At 38.1% G+C, this 19,944-nt stretch carries 17 protein-coding genes and 1 tRNA gene; 11 read left to right on the top strand and 7 right to left on the bottom strand.

Annotated features, from left to right (window positions below; genetic code table 11):
- Positions 1 to 61: 61 nt before the first annotated feature.
- Together J7E81_RS10305 and pdxR are read left to right on the top strand one after the other, a co-directional pair.
- Positions 62 to 580: a hypothetical protein gene (locus J7E81_RS10305; RefSeq protein WP_215042099.1), complete on the top strand. Its 519-nt coding sequence runs from the start codon at positions 62 to 64 to the stop codon at positions 578 to 580.
- A 393-nt stretch (positions 581 to 973) separates the two neighbouring features.
- The gene (gene pdxR / locus J7E81_RS10310) at positions 974 to 2,425 is read left to right on the top strand and encodes a MocR-like pyridoxine biosynthesis transcription factor PdxR (protein WP_215042100.1); all 1,452 of its coding nucleotides are present in this window, start codon (positions 974 to 976) and stop codon (positions 2,423 to 2,425) included.
- A 15-nt stretch (positions 2,426 to 2,440) separates the two neighbouring features.
- Here pdxR and hemG read toward each other — a convergent pair whose 3' ends face one another.
- Together hemG and J7E81_RS10320 are read right to left on the bottom strand one after the other, a co-directional pair.
- On the bottom strand, positions 2,441 to 3,823 hold the full coding sequence (hemG, locus tag J7E81_RS10315) for a protoporphyrinogen oxidase (RefSeq protein ID WP_215042101.1): 1,383 nt from the start codon (positions 3,821 to 3,823) through the stop codon (positions 2,441 to 2,443).
- Positions 3,824 to 4,015: 192 nt separating this feature from the next.
- On the bottom strand, positions 4,016 to 4,441 hold the full coding sequence (locus J7E81_RS10320) for a YfmQ family protein (RefSeq protein ID WP_215042102.1): 426 nt from the start codon (positions 4,439 to 4,441) through the stop codon (positions 4,016 to 4,018).
- Positions 4,442 to 4,969: 528 nt separating this feature from the next.
- Between J7E81_RS10320 and J7E81_RS10325 the strand changes: the two genes are divergently transcribed.
- Positions 4,970 to 5,965: a DoxX family membrane protein gene (locus J7E81_RS10325; protein WP_215042103.1), complete on the top strand. Its 996-nt coding sequence runs from the start codon at positions 4,970 to 4,972 to the stop codon at positions 5,963 to 5,965.
- 62 nt (positions 5,966 to 6,027) lie between these two features.
- Here the strand turns inward: J7E81_RS10325 and J7E81_RS10330 are convergent, their stop codons facing one another.
- Positions 6,028 to 6,498 carry a divergent PAP2 family protein gene (locus tag J7E81_RS10330; RefSeq protein ID WP_215042104.1) on the bottom strand — a complete coding sequence of 157 codons (471 nt, stop codon included), beginning with the start codon at positions 6,496 to 6,498 and terminating at the stop codon, positions 6,028 to 6,030.
- A gap of 281 nt (positions 6,499 to 6,779) precedes the next feature.
- On the opposite strand from J7E81_RS10330, the gene J7E81_RS10335 reads away from it, so the two are divergent.
- A complete protein-coding gene (locus tag J7E81_RS10335) occupies positions 6,780 to 8,174 on the top strand; it encodes an MATE family efflux transporter (protein WP_215042105.1) in 1,395 nt (464 codons plus the stop codon).
- Positions 8,175 to 8,243: 69 nt separating this feature from the next.
- Here J7E81_RS10335 and J7E81_RS10340 read toward each other — a convergent pair whose 3' ends face one another.
- Positions 8,244 to 8,729, bottom strand: coding sequence for a DUF2798 domain-containing protein (locus tag J7E81_RS10340; protein ID WP_215042106.1), 486 nt, complete (start codon positions 8,727 to 8,729; stop codon positions 8,244 to 8,246).
- A 233-nt stretch (positions 8,730 to 8,962) separates the two neighbouring features.
- Here J7E81_RS10340 and J7E81_RS10345 point away from each other — a divergent pair, with 233 nt between their 5' ends.
- The 4 genes from J7E81_RS10345 to J7E81_RS10360 all read left to right on the top strand — a co-directional run bounded on the left by J7E81_RS10345 (position 8,963) and on the right by J7E81_RS10360 (position 11,395).
- Positions 8,963 to 9,547 carry a DUF2269 family protein gene (locus J7E81_RS10345; protein WP_215042107.1) on the top strand — a complete coding sequence of 195 codons (585 nt, stop codon included), beginning with the start codon at positions 8,963 to 8,965 and terminating at the stop codon, positions 9,545 to 9,547.
- 292 nt (positions 9,548 to 9,839) lie between these two features.
- Entirely contained in the window at positions 9,840 to 10,244 is a 405-nt protein-coding gene (locus J7E81_RS10350; RefSeq protein ID WP_215042108.1) for an FAD-dependent monooxygenase, read from the top strand.
- Between the two features lie 15 nt (positions 10,245 to 10,259).
- The gene (locus J7E81_RS10355) at positions 10,260 to 11,105 is read left to right on the top strand and encodes an FAD-dependent monooxygenase (RefSeq protein WP_215042109.1); all 846 of its coding nucleotides are present in this window, start codon (positions 10,260 to 10,262) and stop codon (positions 11,103 to 11,105) included.
- Entirely contained in the window at positions 11,102 to 11,395 is a 294-nt protein-coding gene (locus J7E81_RS10360) for a Dabb family protein (RefSeq protein ID WP_215042110.1), read from the top strand. Before J7E81_RS10355 ends, J7E81_RS10360 begins: the two co-directional genes overlap by 4 nt.
- A 232-nt stretch (positions 11,396 to 11,627) precedes the next feature.
- Here the strand turns inward: J7E81_RS10360 and J7E81_RS10365 are convergent, their stop codons facing one another.
- Positions 11,628 to 12,344 (bottom strand): 3-ketoacyl-ACP reductase, encoded by a 717-nt coding sequence (locus J7E81_RS10365; RefSeq protein WP_215042111.1) that lies wholly within the window; start codon positions 12,342 to 12,344, stop codon positions 11,628 to 11,630.
- Positions 12,345 to 12,484: 140 nt separating this feature from the next.
- A complete protein-coding gene (locus J7E81_RS10370) occupies positions 12,485 to 14,110 on the bottom strand; it encodes a PTS sugar transporter (RefSeq protein WP_215042112.1) in 1,626 nt (541 codons plus the stop codon).
- Between the two features lie 336 nt (positions 14,111 to 14,446).
- Between J7E81_RS10370 and J7E81_RS10375 the strand changes: the two genes are divergently transcribed.
- Positions 14,447 to 16,051: an acetate--CoA ligase gene (locus tag J7E81_RS10375; protein ID WP_215042113.1), complete on the top strand. Its 1,605-nt coding sequence runs from the start codon at positions 14,447 to 14,449 to the stop codon at positions 16,049 to 16,051.
- Positions 16,052 to 16,321: 270 nt separating this feature from the next.
- Complete coding sequence (locus J7E81_RS10380) at positions 16,322 to 17,404, top strand: sulfate permease (protein ID WP_215042114.1); 1,083 nt, start codon at positions 16,322 to 16,324, stop codon at positions 17,402 to 17,404.
- Positions 17,405 to 17,480: 76 nt separating this feature from the next.
- Here J7E81_RS10380 and J7E81_RS10385 read toward each other — a convergent pair.
- Positions 17,481 to 17,566 (bottom strand) — tRNA-OTHER (locus tag J7E81_RS10385).
- A gap of 218 nt (positions 17,567 to 17,784) precedes the next feature.
- Here J7E81_RS10385 and J7E81_RS10390 point away from each other — a divergent pair.
- Positions 17,785 to 19,938, top strand: a complete 2,154-nt coding sequence (locus tag J7E81_RS10390; RefSeq protein ID WP_215042115.1) for a sensor domain-containing protein — start codon at positions 17,785 to 17,787, stop codon at positions 19,936 to 19,938.
- Positions 19,939 to 19,944: the final 6 nt, after the last annotated feature.

Raw genomic sequence — 19,944 nt, forward strand, 5'->3', positions numbered from 1 at the left:
AATTCATGGGCATCCTACCATCTGTAAAACTAAAAATCATTTTTTAGGAGGAAGTTACAAGATGAGAAAGATGCTGATGAATTATTTTTTTGCTATTCCTTTAATGATTGGACTTTTGGGGTCAATCCAGGTTTTTGCAGCTACCCAGCCAAGTAATCAAAATCAATCGGAACAGGTACAAGGTCATGGTCATGGCCACTTCCGACCTAATCCGGGGTTTATTAAAAAGCAGGCTGAATCGCTGGGGATTAAAACAGATGGAAAAGATACTGAGACCATCGCAAAAGAAATAAGGGAAGTTATGATTAAAAAGAGAGCTGAGGAACTTGGAATCAGTACAAAAGAGAAAGAGATTGATTCATTAGCGAAAGAGGTCTTTGAAACTACCATTAAAAACGAGGCTAAAAAGTTGGGGATTTCAACAGAAGGAAGAGACCTTCGTGAGGTAGCCCGAGAAATTCATGAAACCCAATTAAAAAAAGAAGCAAAAGAACTGGGAATCTCGACGGATGGAAAGGACCTTCGTGATGTAGCCCGAGAAGTTCGTGAAACTCAAATAAAAAAACAAGCAAAGAATTAGGCATTTCCACGGCCAATAAGGATTTTCATCAAATAGCTCATGAAGTTCGCGATAAAAAGATCTTTCAAGCAGCTGAGAAGTTAGGAATAGACAAAAAAAATAAATCAGCGGACGAACTTTTTACTGAAATTATGACAAAACATGCTGATAGGGCAAAGGAGTTAAATCTTTTTCCACAGAAAGAACGAATGATGCACTTCTTTAAAGGTCCAAAATCGGAATAAAACCAAAAGAGCAGGTTCAAACCTTTTTGAACCTGTTTTTTTATATTACGTATTCGACAACACAATGGTCAGGATCAATGCTTTTTTATTGTATAGGTAACTTAATCCATAATAAGATGGATACTAAAGGATAACAGAAAGACAATTAATTTTTTAAAGGATCTGACAAATGGATTGGACACCTGATCGAAAATCAAAAACACCCATTTATAAACAACTTGCTGTCTATATTGAGAATGGAATTGCGGATGGAACTTTTCCAGCTGATAAACCTTTGCCTTCGGAAAGAGGTTTGGCTAAAGAGCTTGGAATAAACAGGAGCACAGTTATTGCAGCCTATGACGAGTTGGAATCAAATGGGCTGATTAATCGAAGCAGGGGAAGCGGAACTACTATCAGTAAAGATATCTGGGGAATTACCAAGAAACGGATTCCAAGTTGGAACAGATATATTGAGGCCGGTTCGTTTTTGCCTAACCTGCCTGTAACACAAAGAATACATAAAGAAATGGCTGAGCACAAACTCATCAATTTAGCCAGCGGTGAATTGTCACAGGATTTATTTCCAATGAAGGCTCTTCGCGAAATTACATCTAATCGTTCTTTTATTGGTTCACTTGGATATGACCATCCACAGGGGAATGCCATTCTCCGGGAAACACTATCTAATCATGTTAAACAGTTTCGTGGAATCGAAACGGACCCTGCTTCGATTTTAGTTACATCAGGGGCACAGCAAGCCTTGCATCTCGTCATTCAATGCTTGTTAAAGCCCGGGGATGCTGTCGCAATTGAAGATCCTTCCTACCATTATAATCTGCCGGTATTTAAATCAGCAGGAATCAAAACATATTTTTTAAAAGTGGATAAGGATGGGATAGACCCTGAGGAAATTACCGCTTTATACAAAAAACATCGAATTAAAATGATTTTTTCAAGTCCCATCTTTCAAAATCCCACAGGTACTTTAATGGATTTTGACAAGCGAAAAAGGGTGCTTGAACTATCTTCTGAGTATGGGATTCCAATCGTAGAAGATGATCCGTACAGTTTAACCTCTTATAGCGGTGAACAGATGAAGACTCTTAAATCATTGGATCGTAATGGCAATGTATTATATATTAGTTCCCTAACAAAAATTGTGGCTTCGGGATTAAGGATTGGCTGGATTATCGGACCAAGAGCCGTCATCGAGAGATTATCTGATGCGAAGCAGCAAGTAGATTTTGGACACGCCAGTTACAGCCAATGGGTTGCGAATGACTTTTTAGACTCAAGGGATTTTACAGCTCATATCAAGAATCTAGTTAAAAAGTTAGAAAGCAGGAGAGATCAAATAGTGGTTAGTCTGCAATCCTTTTTAAAAGGAGAAGTTGATTATACTATTCCTAATGGCGGCATTCATATATGGTGCAAGATAAAAAAAGAACTGAATGAAACTCAATTGCTAGAAGATTCGATTAAGCAAGGAGTTATTTTTGTGCCGGGTTCGACAATGGGATCTGGAAAAGGATTTGTCCGTTTTACTTATTCTAGGGAAAATGAAGAGAATATTCATAAAGGAATCAAAAGGTTTGCTGACGCACTAAATGAAATTTCAAAATTTAAAAAGGATAGCTGAGCTATCCTTTTTAAATCAAAACATTTGAATAATCTTCTTAGCTGAATCGAATCCGTTTTGAATGCAATCGGGGATGCCCACTCCATAATAGGAACAACCGGCAAGGAAAATTCCTGGGTAGTCGGCTGCCAGTTTGCTTTCAAGCGCTGCTACACTTTTAGGATGACTAATCAAATAGTTTGGCATCTGATTAGACCACTTGGTGACAACACTTGCAACAGGCTCTGCGTTAAGCTTTAGACTTTGATGAATATCATCAAGCGCAATTTCAAGCAGCTCTTTCTTATCCATTTTTTCTAAAGAAGCAAATGAAGGATGGCTGCTTTTATAAAAGAGTCTGACAAGCAGGTTTCCGGGTGTTGAGGTATGCTCCCATTTCCGGCTTGTCCATGTACAGGCGTTGCATGACAATTCATCTGAATTTGCGGTGATAAACCCTGTTCCGTCGGCAGGAAGAGCGCTGTCAGGGACGTCAAAGCCAACATACACACTAATAAGTGAACTGTTTTTGAAATTTGAATACGCTGATTTTAGTTCCGGATCATCAATTAAGTCCTCAGCAGCTGTATTTGGAATACTTAATACCACGTAATCGGCTGCGATGATTTCCTGATTGTTAAGATGCACTTGATAATGGGAATGATCTTTTTCAATTTTATTGATTTTTGTCTGTTTTAAAACCTCCACGTCATCAAGCTGTTTTTCAAACGCATCAATTAGTGAACTTAAGCCGTTTTGAAAAGAAATAAATTTTCTTTCCCCGCCTTTAAATTTCTGTTTATTCGCTTCGAAACCTTTGATAATGCTTCCATATTGTTCCTTGTAATCAATCAAATACGGAAGGGTAGATGCGAGTGTCAAGTCATTGAGATTTCCCGAGTATACACCGGAAAGGACAGGGGATATTTGTTTTTCCACTATTTCAATACCAAGGAAATACTCAAGAAAGGAACCGATCGAGTCGTTTTTAGTAAAGGTTTCATTTTTTGTATAAAAGTCTTTAAGTGCTGCCACTTTTCCTTCTGCAGAAATGAGCGTGCTGTTAGCCAATGATTCAATACTTGCAGGAATGCCAAAAACAGCATCCTCCGGAATGAGCTTCAATTCTTCATCCGTATAAATATAGGAACGGCCTGTCGCATTATAGACTACTTCTTTTTCTAAACCAAGTTCTTCGATCAGAGTCATCGTCTCCATTTTACGTGCCACAATGGAATCCGCTCCTGTTTCCATGATATATCCACTTTGGTTTATGGTTCTGATTTTCCCGCCAAGCTGCTCTTCCGCTTCTGCTAAAACCAGCCTCACATCTGTTCTATTCGATTTTTTCCATTTTTGTAATTCATACATGGCAGCTAATCCTGTAATTCCGCCACCGATTACTACAATTGTTTTCACTTTTGCCACCTCTTATGTTAGCTCATACTTTGTATCTCCTAGTGTACCATACCATGGAAGTTGAAATCATATTGGCTTACCCGAGAAAATCACTAAAAAAATTGAGGTATAAAAAAGGCCCAGTTTATTGAACTGAGCCATCGTGCATTATTGGTCTTTTTCTGAATGGACTACTTGAAATTAGTGATTTTATTAAAATGAAAATTTCTGAAGGTTATCAGATAGAAGACTATAGGCGATTATTTTCTTCTTGTCCTGTTTCACTACATCAATGTGATCATGATATCGGTACAAAACCAACTTAATCTCTTTTTTGCCTCTTTTGGTATCAATAACGAGTGGAGGCTCACTGGTGTCTGGATTTAAAAATAATTCCTCTGTTCCTGGGAAAATATAGTGTTTCTTTAAAAAGATTGCTTCGTTAAACTCATTAATCACTTTCGTTTTGTTGTCACCTTCAAGCGGTTTTCCATCGATCGTTAAGGTGAGATTCTCTTCATTGAGTTTTGAGTGTGTTTCAAACTTCCTGATTAACCAATTTACAGAACCGGTTGGAAGACAGGTAATTAATATTTTAACTAAACTAAGAAGGATTATTGAAATAATAGTCCATATCATATTGATCATCTCCGTTTAACATCTTACTATATTGGTTATATATTAGGTTAACCAAATGTAAATCCCTAAGGAAATTATGGCTAAAAAAATAATGACAATATAGATTAAAGATAAATTTATGGTGTTTCTTTTTGTTGAACTACTGTAATTTTCGTCAGACTTTCCAGTTAACAGCAGTGTAGCTACAACTGCAATAATTAAAATTAACGTAACTAAGCCAAACATTATATTCATGATACACCTCGTAAACTGATAAAGATTTAATTGTGCTCAAATTTTAATAATTTAATCATAACGTAACTGGATGGAAAATTAACCATCCAATTTACACAAAATTAGACCATCCACTTAAGTAGAAAGACATGATTACCGATTTCATTATTATCGTTCACTGTCTGGGAGGACATTATATTAAGTAATGTGAAACATTTCACAAAACGTTCACGAATAGTCCGGTAACAGGACTCCTTTATCAAGTATATTAACACTATATTCATATTGTTTATGTTATCTAGGGGGATTTTTATTATGAAAAAGATATTTCAGATTCTAGTTATGATGGGCCTGATTATGACGCCAGTTTTTGCCGAAGCACATGTGAAATGGTTCACTACTGTTAAGCCGCATAAGGAGTCAATTGAACATATAGTATCACCGGCATTCCTATTTTTTGCACTAGTCGCAGCGGTTGTGTTAGCTTCATTGACGTTAATCATTCCGAAAATGGCTGAATGGGGACTCATGATCAAGTGGGAAGACCGTTTATCTGGTTTAAGAAAATATTCTCGTTATATACTTAAATATGGAACAGCGATTGCGCTGATCATCCAAATGGTCAACGGAACATTATTTGCTCCTGAGTTTCATATTCATAACACAGTGGCAGTTGTTTTAACATGGATTACGATTGGCTTTTTATTAATCCCGCACCATATCTCCACTAAACTTGGTGCAACAATTTTACTCGGATTATTTATTTATGAAACGATCCACCAAGGCGTATTCCATATGTTAGACTACGGCTTTTATGTTGCCATTATTGGGGTCTTATTGGTAGGAAATACAAAGCTGGAAAAAGTAGGCTTCCCGTTTTTATATTTAGGAACTGGATTGTCACTTAGCTGGGTAGCCGTGGAAAAATGGGTTTATCCGGATATGGCCTTAGATATTGTTGCCCACCACCATGTCCCTACATTTGGTTTTGCACCGGATTTATTTGTGGTCATGGCCGCGTTTATTGAATTTGTTGTAGGATATTTATTAGTAGTCGGTATTTTAAACAGAGTGCTTGGATTTGTTGTAACGGGTATTTTTATCTCAACAACGATGCTATTTGGCATGACAGAAGTGATTGGCCATTTCATGATTCATATCGTATTAGTAATCTTTATCATAGAAGGTGTATCCTTCTACAACCCGCCCATTAAAATGCACAAAACGAAGCTGGACCAATTTATCTTTGTATTCCTGAATTTCATTTTCGTATTAGCTACATTCTTATTGATTTATTATCGATTTGCCTAAGGATGTTTGAAGAATGATTAACCTAAACAATCCACCCTTGTTCATTGGGTGGATTGTTTAGGTTAGAACGGATAAAGATAGTATGTAGCCAAACCAATAATGATCCCAGTGATCGCCCCGCCAAAAACTTCAATGGGCTGGTGACCTAATAATTCTTTTAGTTTTTCGCGAGACTCGGGTTTCTTAATTTTCGGGTTCTTTAATGTTTCAATTAAAGAATTGAAATCAATTAATAAAGCATTTAAAATTGCGGCATGATATCCCGCATGTCTGCGAACGCCTGTCGCATCATGCATAACAATTGCCGAAACGACCACACAAATGGCAAATTCATTTGATTTGAATCCAGACATCAATCCAATCGCTGTCGTTAAGGAGATAATGGTCGATGTATGCGAACTAGGCATTCCGCCGGTGCTGAACATCAAATTCCATTTTAGTTCCCTTGTTGAGATAAAATGGATTGGGATTTTTACAAATTGCGCAATCAGCATCCCCAAAAGGGCAGCCAGAATGGGACAGGATAAAAACATACATAATCCTCCTTATCCTTCAATAAAATTTTATCATCACCTCTAAAACTCCAGTAAGAGTAGAGGCCGTAATCCCAGTTATTTTTATTTACCCTTCATTTAATTAATATAGACTATTTTAAATAAAAAATGGTAAGATTCACAAAATTAATCCCATAAAATTAATCTTGTTTTTATTGCAAAAAAGTTCCTTTTAACATCCAAAAATAGTGCTATAATAGTCCATGTTAATTTGACAATCATTATTAAATTCATAACAAAACGAAAAGAAGTGTAGCGGTATGAACAAACTTGCAGTGAAAATGAAACCTAGAACTGTCTTTTTGTTAGATAAGTATTTTACTGGTGAATCCATTGATTATAAGAAATTATTTGCGATTATCACGCCTATTTTTGTCGATCAAGCTTTCTTAATCATCATGAGTCTATTAAACACCGCCATGGTTAGCTCCGCTGGGGTTGCTGCTGTAAGTGCAGTAAGTATGGTAGATTCATTGAACATATTCTTAGTTAACGTTTTTATTGCGGTAGCAACGGGTGGTACGGTCATGGTGGCGCAATATAAAGGCAGCGGCAATACAGAGATGGTGTCCAAAACTGCCACGCAAGCGATATCAGCGGTAACCTTATTTTCTGTAGTCCTTAGTGCATTAGTTATCACCTTCCACACGCCAACCTTAAACCTTTTATTCGGTAAGGCGGAAGCGGAAGTGTTTCAAAACGCCAGAATTTATCTAATTGGCAGCTGTCTTTCTTATCCGTTTATTGCCATATTTCAAGCCGTAACGGGGGCATTAAGGGGTGTCGGTGAGACCAAACCATGCTTGAATTTATCCTTATTAATGAATGTAACTAATACCATTCTCAATGTTTTACTGATTACCGTTTTTGATATGGGAGTGGAAGGGCTTGTCATTTCCACCATTTTTGCAAGATTACTAGGTGTCGTTGCGGCTATAATTTATATTATTAAATACAATGAAACCATCCGATATAAATTGACCAATGCGTTACATATTGATATTTCTATTTTAAAGAAAGTCATGTTTATTGGACTTCCGTTTGCGGCAGAACAGTTATTCTTCAATGGCGGAAAGCTGTTAACACAAACATTTATAGTCCAATTAGGAACACTTGCATTGACGTCCTATGCAATTGGAAATTCGATTGCCCTGCTATTTCAAATTGGACCCAATTCATTAAGTATTGCAATTGTAACAGTAGTAGGACAATGTATCGGAAGAAGGAACGTCCAAGATGCAAGGAAATTTATTATTTCCATGATGGGACTAGGCACGATCCTGTTTGTAGTGGCGGATGCCGTGTTGCTCCCTTTGTTTCCGATCCTAATTAAACTGTTCAGCCCGCCGGTTGAAATTATCCCAACCATTTTTATGATGATTTTAATTTCGGCAGTAGGTCATCCATTGCTATGGCCAGCAAGCTTTATTATGCCATCGGCGTTAAGGGCAGCAGGGGATTCCAACTTTACATCGATTGCCTCCTTGCTCTCGATGTGGCTCTTGCGGGTCATTTTAGGATATCTATTGGGAATTACATTTGGATTTGGCATTATCGGTGTTTGGGTAGCGATGAATATCGAATGGGGAATGCGGACATTGATCTTTGTTTTGCGATTTAAAGGAAAGAAATGGTATGCGCATAAGCTGGTGTGACGATCATCCAAAATTATAGGTAGAGTATCAAAGAATAAAGCTGCCAAAGCAGCTTTATTCTTTTGATATTTATGCAACACTCATGGAATTCTTTGCTTTAACAATCTTAACAAATAAAAAACGAACAATTGGTCCCATAATTAATAGTTGCAGTGGAAAAGCAACGATAAAGTTCTTAATGACAATGGAGAAGTAGCTAGTAATCATGGATCCTGTCATTCCTCCGTTAGTAAGGAAGGCAGTTCCGAGTCCGTATAAAGACATAAACAGTACCATTCCTACTACCATACAAAAAGATATCGCTAAAATGACATAGACCTTTTTAGATTTGTCATAAGGAAGCATCAATGCCACTTTTTTTGCCGCTGGACCAACAAGAAATAGATCCAAAAGCAATGCAATCATAAATCCAATGGCCCCTTCGATAAACATTTCTCCTACCGACAGTTCACCGATCAATCCATTTAGAAATAAATTATAAACCGACATAAAGAAAACCATTCCAAAACACATCATTGTTCCAAATAAAATACTTTCTTTCTTATTTGTAGGCATTTCTCAATCATCCCTTCCTTTTATCTTTTGTATTATAGCGATAGTGGTAACCTCTTCATAAGTGAACGTTTTGTGAACATTAATTAGAAAACCTAAATACTGTGCTTTTACTAAAAAACTAAGATAATATACCTAAATTCACTATTGGAAATATAGAAATATTTTAAACAAGGACTTTCGCCCTATGAAAAAATTATATATAATTGGAAAGGAAAATTAAGGGGGTATAGGAAGTGCTTTATAGTATTGTATTATTTTTACACATCATAGGCGCTGTGGTTATGTTTGTTGCAGTAGGAATTACGTTATTAGCGATGATTTCCATGCTGAATTCGAAGACTACAGACACTTTGAGAAATTGGGCTGCGTTGGCAGTTAAACTGGATGGGCTGCTGCCTTTCAGTGTTATTTTGATTTTAGTACCAGGGTTATATCTTGTTTTTACTCGATGGGGATGGGGGAACCCTTGGATTGAGCTATCATTGGCTTTGTTGATTGTTATGACATTTATGGGGCCAATTATTAATTTACGGCGATTAAAAGCGATATTAAATGTCGCAAATGCAGAAAAGAATGCAGTGCCATCAGCTGTTTTATTGGAAAAGGTAAGAGACCGGGTGCTATGGAATTCAGTCTTGATTATGACAATGCTTGCGTTAGCGATTGTTTTTTTAATGACTGTGAAGCTATCTATCATAGGTTCGCTTGTTGCGATCGTGATAGCGGTTGTTCTTGGATCTATTGCAGCTAGTAACCTTTTAAATAGGACTTCAACTAAGGTAACAATCTCAAATAAGAAAACAAATTCCATTAATTAAGAGATACATAGAGTAGGGGAGAGTCCGGTTTGGATTTTCTCCTATTTTATTTTAAGCAGCGACTTGTCCGTTCGATTAGAAATATCGAGGGATTTAGACATCGAAGCATTTGAGACCGGGGCTATTTGATTGGGACGAGGAATCGGACAAGGGAAGGTGGAATCTACGGGCCCTGCCCAAATAAGCAAAACAACAACCGTACCTTACGTAGAAAATAAAATATTGATATATTTTCGGTTTGTGTAATAATTAAGAATAGTCAGCAAGTTATGAAAAATAAGGGGAGAGTTAGATGACTAATATCAAAACGGCCATTGTGGTTGGCGGCGGGATTGGCGGACTTGTGACTGCCCTAAAACTTCACCGCGTTGGCGTATCAGTGCGTGTATTTGAAAGTGTAGAAACAATTAAAGCTCTCGGTGTTGGGATTAACCTCTTACCACATGCAGTAAGAGTTTTAACCGAACTAGGTTTAGAGGGCGAACTAGAAAAAATTGGCTTACCTACAGCCGAACTCCTTTATGTAAACAAATTTGGTCAAAATATATGGCGGGAGCCTCGAGGTGTGGAGGCGGGGTACCACTGGCCGCAATACTCCATCCACCGTGGAAAACTGCAAATGTTGTTGTTGGAAGCAGTTAAAAAGGAACTTGGGGAGGCAGCGGTGTTTACCGGCCATCATTTAAAATCTTTTTAAACCTTTGGCGACATAGTGACAGCGCAGTTTGAAAACCGAAAAACGGGCGAAAGTCTTGGGTCTTACTATGCTGACATCATGATTGCGGCCGATGGGATCCATTCCGTTGTAAGGAAATTTTATTATCCGGATGAAGGTCAACCTAAATTTAGTGGCCGAATTTTATGGCGTGGTATTACAGAGTCTTCGCCTTTTTTAACAGGAAGATCCATGATTATGTCAGGCTATCAGGATCAAAAATTTGTCGCTTATCCCGTTTGCCCCGATACCGCTGCAAAAGGAAGTTCGCTTGTTAACTGGATTGCGGAACTAGCGGTTGGTGATGAAATGCCTTCGAGGGCAGATTGGAATCGAAAAATTGATAAGGAGATCTTTGCACCGGCCTTTGCATCATGGGATTTTGACTGGCTGAATGTGCCAAAGTTGATTGATGAAACAGATGCCGTTTATGAATTCCCGATGGTGGACCGCGATCCCCTGCCGCAATGGACTTTTGGGCGCGTCACTTTATTAGGGGATGCTGCACATCCCATGTATCCAATTGGGTCCAATGGTGCTTCACAAGCGATATTAGATGCTGATGCACTAGGTGAGGCCATATTAGAACATCATGATGCCGAACGGGCGTTAAAAGCTTATGAAGATGATAGGTTAGGAGCTACTGCAAATATTGTTTTGACAAATCGTAAAAATGGTCCTGAAGTTGTTATGCAAATTGTTGAAGAACGTGCCCCAAATGGATTTACAACCTTAGACGATGTCATTTCCTATCAGGAACTTGCGGAAATTGCAAATCAATATAAACAGATAGCCGGTTTTGACAAAGAAAAGCTGAACAGTAAAATAGGTGTTCAATCATGATTGAGCATATGGTCTTATTAAAGTTTTCCAAGAGTACGACGGAAGACCAAAAGCTGGAACTGATACGCCGGACATTATTATTAAAAGACAAGATTCCAGGGATCATGGATATTCAGCAGGGGAATAATTTTTCAAATCGAAGTCAAGGATTTGAGATGGGATTGACCGTTCGCTTTGAAGACAGAACTTCTTTGGAGAACTATGGCCCACATCCAGCACACCAAGAGGTTTTCAGTTACTTGAAAGAGATTGGATTGGAAGATAGTATCATTGTTGATTTTAAGATATGATTCTTTTTTGTTTCCTCCCATTATTAAATCTATGATTCAAGTCTTCTGAAGTTTCGTTGATATCTAATATTGGAGGGAAAATAGATAAAAGCAGACTTTTTTAAAAGGTCTGCTTTTGGTATTTGGAAAAATAATAAAGATAAATTTCTCAGAATATGAAGAAGCTGCCTGAATATCTTCCAAGTTCGGACAAGTAAACAGTCCGAAGAGGCTCCAATTCGAAAACCATACTCTAAGGATTTGTCGACCATAGTCCTGCAGATTTAAGGAAAACCCGTGGATGCAGCTTTAAACCAGCAACTAATAAATCTGCCAAGTCTTCCGGCTGCATTACATTTTCAGCATTTCCAGAGATTAGATTGGTTTCAATGGCTAAATCTGTAGCAACAGTACTAGGTGTTAAGGCAGTGACACGGATATTATGCTTTCTTACCTCAAGAGCGAGTGATTCTGTAAGTCCCAAAACCGCAAATTTAGAAGCGCTGTAAGCACTAGTGACAGGTGCTCCTTTTTGACCTGCAGTAGACGAGATATTGACGATATCTCCTGCTTTCCGCTCTATCATCCCAGGTAATACTACTCGTGTAACATTATAAACACCCATCAAGTTTACTCGAATAATATTTTCCCATTCCTCAGGAGCTAAATCGAGAAAGCCGCCAAATTTGGCTACACCAGCATTGTTAATTAAGATATCAATGTTCCCAAAATCAGATTTAATATGACTAACAGCATGAGTGACCGAATCTAGGTCAGATACATCGGCTGTTGCAGCTGAAAGTTGTATATCATATTGTTCGAGTTCAGATGTTACTTTCTCAAGATTCGTCATATTTAATCCAATTAATCCTAGGTTAACACCTTCTTTTGCTAAGGCGATGGCCACAGCCCTACCGATACCTCTTCCTGCTCCAGTGATAATAGCGTTTTTTCCATTTAGTGAAATCATTGTATCAATCCCTGCCTTTAAATTTACGAACAACTATAAATTGAGCAATTACAAGACCCAATATACTTTGATATTGGGTAATATAATGAAATACATATAAAAAAACCCCAGTAATAAAAAACTGAGGTACTTAAAAACGATTAAATCACTAATTCGTTTGTAGTCTTTTTAGGTTCCTGTTTTTTTACTTTTTTTCTAGAAATTTTATTTGCAAAGAAAGTAATAAGAAAGGAACAAACTAAACTTCCAACCATGGCTACAATAAACCCTGTGGCATTATTGGATAAAAACGGGGCCATAAAAGATGGAACATAAGCCGTACCTCGTACATCAAAAAAGCCAACAAGCAAACCGCCTAAACCTGATGAAATGATTGCACCGGCAAAGATCATTTTGTTGGAAAACATGAACGGATATGCCGCCTCAACAAAGGTACCAAAGCCCATGTTAATAGCAAAACCAGGAGCTGCAACAGCTGCCTCACCTTTGTCTCTTGGTGAAATAATATTGGCCAGTGTAATCCCAGCTGATACCATTACTAATCCAACCATATCGACTGCTCCTAAAAAGCTGTTTCCAGTCTTCTCCATCTCCAATAGGACAATTGGTAAAATAGCTGCATGATAAACACCGCCAATAATTGCCGGCCAAATTAACAGCCCTGCTATTAATCCTGCCAGGACACCATTAGTAGAAACTAAAAAATCTATCAAAGCACGAATTTCTCCGCCAAGCCATAATGCAACCGGAGCGATAAGGAAGTAAACGGCTAAACCGGAGGCCAATCCGGCGATTCCTCCTGCTGCAATATTAACCGTTGTGGCAGGAAATCTCCATTCTACGCATTTTCTAAATATGAATTGAACTAAAAGACCGGCGAGAATACCTGCAATAATTCCGCCAATGATTCCGCCTTTAACAGATAATACTCCTGCAACAATTCCCGCCACAATCGAGACCTCGTCAAGTTCAGCGACTTGTTTAGCGGCAACAACAGCTAATATAATGGGGAGAGCGTTAATCATTAAATCAAACACTTCACTAAGCCCTGACAATCCTGGTATCTTGCTAATAGCTAAAATCAAGGCCATCGCAATAAAACCAGGAAGAGAAGACAGCATCATTCCGCGTAAGTTAATTCGTTTAATAACTGAAGCGGATGATTGTTCGAATTGGTTATTGGCAGCTGCCTTGCCAATGATTGGGCGGTAAGCAAGGCCAAAATGCTTACTTAAGGAAGTAATGAAAGTAACAGCTCGTGTTCGATTCGTTGTACCGGTGGTTCCAGAAGTAGAAATGACGTGTACCCCTTTTGAAGCAATCGTGGCCATTGAGGTTCCGCCAGTTCCGGTTGCAGGCAATTTCTTATTGGCAGCTGCTTCCACAGTATGTATATTTGCTCCCTTAGGATCCGCACTCATAAAAATGAGAGCATCGATTTCTCCATTATCAATTTTTTTAGCTATTTCCTTATCAACTAAAGAGGCCGCCTTGTTGACCTCAGCAATCGTTCCAACTGCTGTTACAACAGGGCTGTTTGTTTGTTTATCCCAACTATATAATTCGGCCTGTGTATCATCCTTTATGTTATCCATGCTAGCTTTTGCTGCAATAAACTGTAACGATGTACAAACCATGCCTGCAGCATGAATCTGCAGTAGAAGTTCATCTAATAGTTTTGCAGGATCTTTCCCCCCCAAGTAAAATAGATTGCCTCCACTGCTGGCTATAATAGCAACTTTCTTTTTTGCAAAAAAATCCTCCATCGCATTCACCATTCCCCTTGAAATTCCTAAAATTATTGTGTGGTATATCTTTCTATTAAGATGATTCAATACGATAATACAGTAAAATTTTAACTTATTAAAGTGTTAAATACAATATTCTAACTGTTTTAAAAAATGCCTACGACTGGTAAATCAAAAATCTAAAAGGGAATACCAAATATCTTGTTAATAAATACTAAGATTAAGTGAACTTCGAAGTTAAATAATTTACATTCCATTTTAAAGTGGTATTATTGTAAGTATATAATTTTTAAAGGCTTGTACTATTACTAGGTACTAATTATTAGGAATTTCAAAAAAGACACAGGATTATTTATGAAAGTGTTTTTTAAAATATTAGATTGGAGATTGACCACAGTGGATTTGAAATCATTGTTAGCACCAGAACACTTTAATTTAGCAAGTGAAATTTCAAAGCATGTATCCGATAAAATCGCTTTGAAATGGGAAGATGAAAATGGCGAATCTAAGACATTAACTTATGATGAGCTAAATAAAAAGGCAAACAAATTAGCTAATGGTTTAACGAAACTAGGTCTCCGTAAGGGGGATCGCATTGTTGTGATGACAACGCGATTAATCGAGTCATATGTGATTTATTTAGCCTGTTTAAAAGCAGGGATTGTCATAAGTCCATCATCAGAATTGCTTCGTGCAAAAGATTTAGTTTATCGCTTGAATCACTCCGAAGCGAAAGCTGTTATTTCCTACTACAATTTAATTCAAGAATTTGAAAATATCACAGACGAAACACCTTTCCTTCAATATCAGATTGCCTTCGGTCAAGAAGTACCTAATTGGCTCTCAATGGAAGCATTAATGGAAGAAGAGCTTGAAACGTTTAACGATGCAGATACCTTAAAAGAGGATGTCGCCTTTTTAGCTTATACATCTGGTACCACAGGGCAGCCAAAAGGGGTCGTTCACAGTCATGGCTGGGGTTATGCTCACGTACGAATTGCCGCTTCAAAATGGCTCAACATTAGTGAAGACGATCTTGTATGGGCAACTGCTGCACCAGGTTGGCAGAAATGGGTTTGGAGTCCTTTCTTATCAATATTAGGTTCCGGTGCAACCGGCTTTGTCTATAATGGAAGATTCCAGCCGCATAAATACTTGCAGCTCCTTCAGGACAACAAGGTCAATGTTTTATGCTGTACACCTACAGAGTATCGAATGATGGCAAAATTAGATGATCTCTCAAATTTCGATCTAACCCCATTACATACTGCAGTTTCAGCAGGTGAGGCACTAAACCGTGAAGTGATTGATGTCTTTAAAAATGAATTTAACATCCTCATTCGTGACGGTTATGGCCAGACTGAAAGTACTTTATTGATTGCGAATTTGAATATTGATGAAAGTAAATTAGGTTCAATGGGCAAGCCTCTAATGCCTGAATTTATTGAGGTAGTAAACGAAGAAGGCCAGCCAGCACCTGTAAAGGAAGTTGGGACGATTGCGATCAAAAAGGATTTCCCAGCCCTTTTTCAACATTATTATAAAAATCAAGAATCCACTGCTGCCTCTTATCTAGGTGACTACTTTTTAACTGGAGACCGTGCTTTTAGAGACGAGGACAATTATTATTGGTTCCAAGGAAGAAAGGATGATGTCATCATCAGCTCCGGCTATACGATTGGACCTTTTGAAGTGGAAGATGCATTAATGAAACATAAGGCGGTAAAAGAGTGTGCTGTTGTTGCATCACCGGATCCTGTTAGAGGGAATGTTGTAAAAGCGTGCGTGGTATTAAAAGATGGGGTTGATGGTACATCTGAGTTAACGAAAGAATTGCAAAGCTTTGTGAAAAACTTAACTGCTCCTTACAAGTATCCACGCGTGATTGAATACATGGAAGCACTGCCTAAGACCGATTCAGGAAAAATCCGCCGGGTGGCTTTGAGAGTGCAGCAATAGAATGATTAAAATGATAAAAGATGCTATAGCCTTATCGGTTATAGCATCTTTTTTTTGAAAAGCTGAAAACAACCTTCACACAAACTTTACTTTTAAAAAATTTTTAAAAAATTCTGTGACATAAGTAATTTGGATGTTGATTATTAGGAAAAGGACTTGTATAATATAAAATTAATCCTACCTGAATAGTGCGAATTGAAGTTTCGGAACATTGCGAGATTTATTCTGCTAGCTAGATAGATAGATAGACATACATAAGGAGAGATTGATATGTTTTGGACGTATTTAGCTTTTATCATAGCATTCTTCTTCGCGATGAACATTGGAGCAAGTGGCACTGCCGCATCAATGGGATCGGCCTATGGTGCTGATGCGATAAGGAATAAATGGCTTGCTATGGTGTTAGTAGCGATCGCCGCTTTTTTAGGTGCCGTTCTTGGCGGCGGAGAGGTCGTTAAGACAATAGGAAGTGGGATTATTCCTTCGAAAATCCTTACGATTGAACTAGTGGTTCTTATTTTAGCTGGGGCAGCCCTAACCTTGTTTATTGCAAACTTAATGGGAATCCCATTATCGACGAGTGAAGTTACCGTTGGCGCAATCGTCGGTGCGGGAATTGCCTATAAAAGTTTGTTCATTAATAGTCTAATCGTTATTATTGCTTTTTGGATCATTGTCCCAATAGTTTCCTTCATCATTACGTTTATTTTTGGAAAGATGATTGCCAAATCTGAAAAGCGCTGGTCTGGTTTGACAAAGCAAGGAAAATGGAAAAAATGGCTTGGTCGAATCCTTGTCTTGGGCGGGTGCTTTGAAGCCTTTTCTGCAGGGATGAACAATGTGGCCAATGCCGTGGGACCATTAGTCGGAGCAGGTATGCTTTCTACATCCAAAGGGATTTGGATCGGCGGATTATTTGTTGCAATAGGTGCAATTCTCTTGGGGGGCAGGGTAATCGAAACTAATGGGAAAAAAATTACAAAACTGTCCTTATTAGAGGGCAGTGCGGTTTCGTTTACTGGTGGAGCATTAGTTACGATTGCCTCTATCTTTGGACTGCCGATTCCGTTAACTCAAGTCACTACTTGTGGAATTTTAGGAATCGGGGCATCACAAAAAGGAATTGGCTTTTGGCAAAAAGCGGTGATAAGAAAAATATTAAAAGTCTGGCTGATTTCACCATTAGCTTCTTTGGTTATTTCTTATACATTGATTAATTTGTTGGTCAAAACTAATTTTTACAATATTATCGTAATCGTAAGTACGTTAATCGCTGCTCTAGGGACGTTAAGCCTTTATGCTAACATTCGTAAAGAAAACAGCACGATTCATGACGAGGGTGGCGGGATCTAATCTGCTGCCCCTATAAAAATATAGAGCTCCAGACTTCATCCGATTGGCGATGAAGTCTGGAGCCGCTTCATTTTAAAGGACTTGGTGGGATTCAAACCCACAAGATACGTTACAGTCTTCATAGGATGACTGCAAGTTGCTCTATCATTGAGCTACAAGTCCTATCTATAAAATGCCCCTAATCTGATATTTTATACAATACCCACGCTCGGGCTTCATTTTTTCTTTTATCTTCATAAATCTTTCTTAAATTAAAAATATGTGTAAATTTTCCTATTATATAATGTTATATAATAGAAAAATAATCATTCATTTTTTAAAACTTAAACTAACTACTTTAAATAAAATACACAATACTATCTATTTTGAGGAGGGTGTAGATGAACGTTCAGTCTAATCAGCAGGTAATTGAATTAGAAAATCTGCGTTTACAGGTCGCTGAACTGGAACGGCAGAACCAGGAGCTTTCAAAGCAAATTCGTGTTAATGAATCATTATATCAAAGTATACTGGACGCTTTACCCATTAATATCTTCTTGGAAGATCCGGAAGGGCGCACCCTTTATGCCAATAAACAAGTATGCCTGTCAAATGGCGTAAGTTTAGATAAAATCGTAGGAAAGACGATTTTTGATTACTTTCCCCGTGAAATTGCCGAATTGAATCGAGCTTATGACCTTGAAGTTTGGAAGAAGCGTCAGCTAATTACCAAGGAATTTCCAAGCGGATACAAAGGCGAGGAACATCATATGTTTTCTGGAAAGACCATCATCCATATTGATGAATCGGATGAGGACGTTTTACTTGGTTTTGCGTTAGAGATAACCGATCGGGTCAGAGCTGAAAATCGGTTAAAAGAGAGTGAAGAGAAATTCAGAAGTTTGACAGAGCAGGCTGCGGATAGTTTTTTCTTAATTGGAACAGATGGAATGTTTACGGAGGTCAATCCGACTGCTTGCGAAGTATTAAACTTTTCTAAGGAAGAATTGCTCAGAATGAGTACTGAAATGGTCTTTTCAAAGCTTCCAGAAAAAATAAAACACTTAAAAATTGATTCCAAAGAGCAGGCTTCCAGTAATTTTGAGGATATTATGATGGGAAATTTTGATACCCAAATTCCGGTTGATATCAATATTCGCCTCATTCATATTGGGGAAAATCAAATGTATTTTGCCCTTTGCAGAGATATTCGTGATAAAAAAAGAGCTGAAGCCCAAATCAAACATATGGCTTTTCATGATGCCTTAACTGATCTGCCCAATCGTTGGGCAATCCAATCCATTTTAGAGGAGCATATCGACAAAAAGAATGAACCCTCGAGTCTATTGGGCTTTATTTTACTAGACTTGGACTATTTCAAGGTTGTAAATGATAGCTTGGGACACGAAGCGGGTGATTTGCTTCTTCAGGAAGTTTCAAAAAGGCTGCAAACAGCAACAGATCATAGAGAGGTTAAATTGGCCCGGTTTGGCGGGGATGAATTTATCGCATTGATCCCTCAACTATCATGTGAAAAGGAAATTACCGGAATTTGCGAGCGGATTATGGAAGTGATGGCAGTCCCTTTCCTAATAAAGGGACAAAAGCTCAATATCTCAACCAGCATGGGGATTAGTTTTTATCCTAAAGATGGGACAGACCTTAATTCGCTCATTAAAAATGCTGACCTTGCGATGTATGGTTCTAAGGAATTGGGAAGAAGCTGCTATAGTTTATACCATCCTGAGATGAAACATCATGCGAATAAACGGATGGACCTAGAAATTCTGTTAAGAAGGGCATTGGATGAAAATGAATTTATTCTCCATTATCAGCCTAAAGTAAACTTACAAACAGGTGAAATCAAAGGGTTCGAGGCGTTAATACGGTGGAAAAATAAACTCGATCAGCTAATTCTTCCCAATGCCTTTATCCCTATCGCCGAAGAAACGGGTCTGATTGTTCCAATTGGTGAGTGGGTCATGCGGGAAGCCTGCAGGCAATGTAAAGAATGGCAGGAATCAGGCTTTGGAGATATCACGATTAGTGTAAATTTATCACCAAAACAATTTCAAAGACAAAACCTGATGGAGATGATTCTTTCCATTCTTGAAGAGACCGGTTTATCACCTGATTCATTGGAATTGGAGGTAACAGAAGGGATGGTCATGAAAAATCCGGATGAAGCCGTGAAGGTTTTACAAAAATTAAAACAAGTAGGAATTAAGATATCCCTTGACGATTTTGGCACTGGATTTTCTTCCCTAAGCTATTTAAAATTTTTCCCGGTTGATACGCTTAAGCTTGACCGCTCGTTTATGGCTAACATTGAAAGGGACGACACTGATGCAAAGATTGCGTCTGCAGTTATTTTCTTGGCCCATAATTTGAAAATGAATGTCGTTGCCGAGGGTGTGGAAAATAGGGGACAGTATGAATTCCTTGTCAATCGTTCTTGCGACTTTGCTCAAGGAAACTATATTAGCAAACCTATCGAAGCGAAGGAAGTAAAAAGGCTGCTTGTCGACGAAGAAGAATCTCTTATTTTAACTTAATATTGA

Origin of the sequence: Bacillus sp. ISL-18 (genome assembly GCF_018613415.1) — a bacterium.
GTDB lineage: Bacteria > Bacillota > Bacilli > Bacillales > Cytobacillaceae > Neobacillus.

Bases quoted from the DNA above. Each gene is read 5' to 3' on its own strand.
- J7E81_RS10390 (WP_215042115.1), top strand. From the start codon at position 17,785: ATGAACGTTCAGTCTAATCAGCAGGTAATTGAATTAGAAAATCTGCGT.
- J7E81_RS10325 (WP_215042103.1), top strand. From the start codon at position 4,970: ATGAAAAAGATATTTCAGATTCTAGTTATGATGGGCCTGATTATGACG.
- J7E81_RS10365 (WP_215042111.1), bottom strand. From the start codon at position 12,344: ATGATTTCACTAAATGGAAAAAACGCTATTATCACTGGAGCAGGAAGA.
- J7E81_RS10330 (WP_215042104.1), bottom strand. From the start codon at position 6,498: ATGTTTTTATCCTGTCCCATTCTGGCTGCCCTTTTGGGGATGCTGATT.
- pdxR (WP_215042100.1), top strand. From the start codon at position 974: ATGGATTGGACACCTGATCGAAAATCAAAAACACCCATTTATAAACAA.
- J7E81_RS10375 (WP_215042113.1), top strand. From the start codon at position 14,447: ATGAAAGTGTTTTTTAAAATATTAGATTGGAGATTGACCACAGTGGAT.
- J7E81_RS10335 (WP_215042105.1), top strand. From the start codon at position 6,780: ATGAACAAACTTGCAGTGAAAATGAAACCTAGAACTGTCTTTTTGTTA.
- J7E81_RS10350 (WP_215042108.1), top strand. From the start codon at position 9,840: ATGACTAATATCAAAACGGCCATTGTGGTTGGCGGCGGGATTGGCGGA.
- J7E81_RS10380 (WP_215042114.1), top strand. From the start codon at position 16,322: ATGTTTTGGACGTATTTAGCTTTTATCATAGCATTCTTCTTCGCGATG.
- J7E81_RS10320 (WP_215042102.1), bottom strand. From the start codon at position 4,441: ATGATATGGACTATTATTTCAATAATCCTTCTTAGTTTAGTTAAAATA.
- J7E81_RS10305 (WP_215042099.1), top strand. From the start codon at position 62: ATGAGAAAGATGCTGATGAATTATTTTTTTGCTATTCCTTTAATGATT.
- J7E81_RS10360 (WP_215042110.1), top strand. From the start codon at position 11,102: ATGATTGAGCATATGGTCTTATTAAAGTTTTCCAAGAGTACGACGGAA.
- J7E81_RS10370 (WP_215042112.1), bottom strand. From the start codon at position 14,110: ATGGAGGATTTTTTTGCAAAAAAGAAAGTTGCTATTATAGCCAGCAGT.
- J7E81_RS10340 (WP_215042106.1), bottom strand. From the start codon at position 8,729: ATGCCTACAAATAAGAAAGAAAGTATTTTATTTGGAACAATGATGTGT.